Origin of the sequence: Chamaesiphon sp. OTE_75_metabat_556 (genome assembly GCF_031378165.1) — a bacterium.
GTDB lineage: Bacteria > Cyanobacteriota > Cyanobacteriia > Cyanobacteriales > Chamaesiphonaceae > Chamaesiphon.
In genome coordinates, this window is sequence record NZ_JANNDR010000083.1 from 1 (window position 1) to 2780 (window position 2780).

The following is a 2780-nucleotide window of genomic DNA, read 5'->3' on the forward strand; positions in this document are numbered from 1 at the left end:
TAAAGGTCGCTCTGTTGATAGAGGCACATGGGCACACCCAGAATTAGCTGCTATTTTTGCCGCTTGGTGCAATCCTCAGTTTACTGCGGAAGTTGTCGAGCAGAACGTCCAATTGAAAGAACAGAACGAGCTACTCAAGGAAAAGATTAGAACATTCCAAGTCGATACACCCGCTCAAATTGCCGCTGCAATGGATGAAGTAGTGGAAGTAAAGAAGATGGCGCATCAAGCAAAGGATAAAGGCATAGAAGAGGTCGAACTAATTGCCAAATGCTTCTATGTCCGCGCGATACCTCAGCACCCAAAAGGGCTGACGTTTGAACAGTATCTACCGCATTGGCTGTATTCGATGAACGATCGGACAGATATCTATCCCCGCGAAGTACTTGAAGAGATGACGAAAAAAGCGGGCAAGCCGATCGCATATCAGGGAAAAGTATTGAAGCATGGATATTCCTACGTTTGGATTGACGCATAACTTTAGCTAATTTGAAGAAAGTAGCAGTAATGTATTCGCCGATCTCGATCGAGACGATGCTGATGAAATGTTCGTGCGCGGCAAGATTGAGATTTAGAAAGAAGCTCTTCTGCGTGCATCAATAGGTCAGATGAGTATTAGAGTGATAGTCGATCGCAGGTATAAGTTGATTGCTAAGTTATGACTGAGTTATCAACAGTAATAGTAATTATATTCCAGATATTTGACAATGCAAGTAGCTATTTATTGCCGAGAAAGTAACCACAATAAAGACTGTGAGGAACAGGAGCGCAAGTTAAGAGACTACGCAAAACAGTATGAATATACAAGTGTTAGTGTATTTAGAGAAGTGAGATCTGAAACTAAACAGCGCAAGAAAGTTTTGAAGCTGGCTAGGACACGTCAGATTCAGTTTGTATTTGTGACTGACTTATCTCAGTGGGGGCGATCTGCCTCAGATTTGGCTAGGACAATCGGGGAATTGCACGCGAATGGTGTGTCTTTGCTTTGCCTAGACGAGTTTAATTGCAACCCACAAAATATTCAGGGACACATCGTTCTTAACATGATAAATTTACTTGGTAAATTTGATGACGAACATTTGTCAGAGCAAAGAAAATTTGAAAAGTCTTTTGGAAATTTGTTCAGTAATACTCACTGGTTTGGTTTTAAACTTTGCATGAATATTCTTTTTGCAGTTATAACCGCGATTTTACTTCTAAAACCAGAGACAGTAATCAATGGCTTGTATTCTACAATGATGTCTGTTGTTATCTCTAATCTCTTAAATTCATTTGATTCGCTGATGGTGCCAAAGCATAAAAGGTGAGGTTTTGTAGAGATTTTATAATCCAGATCGTGTAGGCTGAAAGATTTTTTCTCTTCGTAAAACGTTTAAAATCAATCTAAAATAAATTTCTGAGCGTTTTATGAAAACTAAACGTTTGCTAGAATCAGCCAAACGTTTACCCCAACGATAGCGACTATCTCTTGAAGAAATTAAAATTTACTAACCATATCGTCGGCAAATTTTTCTAACATACAAACGTTTGTTGAGTTCGTTTGCTGTAAGTGGCTGGGAGAAACGAATATTGGAAACGTTTTTAGTTTTAAAATACGGATTTTGGCTTAAATATTTGGGGTAAAAAATGATTATAATCGGATAAATAAAAACCGATTGGCATGGCTAAACCACTACCCAAATCTATCTTAAAACCCCGATCTGTGGGGAGAGAAACGGCGCAGCCGAATTCACCATCTCGCTCGCTCGTGCATTTGGGCGATAGGGTGTGTTGGGATTTGGATAAAGCCGCTAACCCGCACATGGTCATTCTGGGCACGTCGGGTAGTGGGAAGACTCAGACCCTTAAAGCGATCGTCTGGGAAATGTGTAAGGGATTTCCGTCGCGCTCGATCGTCTTGGACTTTCACGGCGACCAGGAGTTACCTGGGGAGGTGTACCACCCGATCCACATGGCTTCCAACCTGGGTATCAACCCACTGACGATTAACCTCGATCCTGAAGGTGGCGGCTCGAAGCTCCAAGCCATTTCCGTCGCGGCGACGCTCAGACGGGCGTTGGTGATGGGTACGAACCAGGAAGGGTTATTGATTCTGATGATTCAAGAACTGTACGAACGGTTTGGGATTACGCAGGAGGATTGCCAGACCTGGACGCGCAAACCGCCGCATCTGGGCGATTTAGAATTAGCGATCGACGCTCGTGCCGAAGGCGGTTGTAAGGATGCTAAGGCACTGCAAATCAAATTAGCTGCCACCTTTCAATATGGGGTGTTTTCCCGATCGCAAATCGATTTAACTGCGGGGAAATTAGTCAGAGTCGATCTATCGAAACTACCGCCAGAACTGGGCGCGATCGCGGCAGAAGCAATATTAAAGCAAGTGATGGACTCCCACCGCCTCGCGGGAGAATCGCCCGCACTCAAAACCTTTGTCTTTGTAGATGAAGCCAAAGAATTAAAGGGATCGAAGACACTAGACAGAATTACCGCAGACGGTCGGAAATACGGGCTGGGCGTGGTCTTGGCGACTCAGCGCGAAACGCATATCAGCCCTGACGTACTGGCAAATACGGCAACGAAGATCCTGCTACCTGTCGATGTGGCAGATATTAAAAAAGTCGCCAGCCGCTTTCGATTCGACGCGGGGCGGATTGCCAATCTAGGGACATTTCAAGCCCTCGTTCGCACGGGTGGGACGGCGGTGGCATGTACGATCGAACCATTTTTTAAGCGTCAAGCTTAGAGTCAGTGGATAGTGGGTGGTGAATTTTATGAAAACG

The 2780-nt window shown here is 44.4% G+C and carries 3 protein-coding genes; all 3 read left to right on the forward strand.

Translation table 11 applies throughout. The features are described 5' to 3' along the window. Positions 1-478 (forward strand): KilA-N domain-containing protein (locus RMO27_RS03945; protein ID WP_309729327.1); only part of this gene is annotated, 478 nt, incomplete at its 5' end. 229 nt (positions 479-707) lie between these two features. Further along, positions 708-1307, forward strand: a complete 600-nt coding sequence (locus RMO27_RS03950) for a recombinase family protein (protein ID WP_309729329.1) — start codon at positions 708-710, stop codon at positions 1305-1307. Between the two features lie 353 nt (positions 1308-1660). Next, positions 1661-2743 (forward strand): type IV secretion system DNA-binding domain-containing protein, encoded by a 1083-nt coding sequence (locus RMO27_RS03955; protein ID WP_309729331.1) that lies wholly within the window; start codon positions 1661-1663, stop codon positions 2741-2743. The last annotated feature ends 37 nt before the right edge of the window (positions 2744-2780 follow it).

Bases quoted from the DNA above. Each gene is read 5' to 3' on its own strand.
- RMO27_RS03950 (WP_309729329.1), top strand. From the start codon at position 708: ATGCAAGTAGCTATTTATTGCCGAGAAAGTAACCACAATAAAGACTGT.
- RMO27_RS03955 (WP_309729331.1), top strand. From the start codon at position 1,661: ATGGCTAAACCACTACCCAAATCTATCTTAAAACCCCGATCTGTGGGG.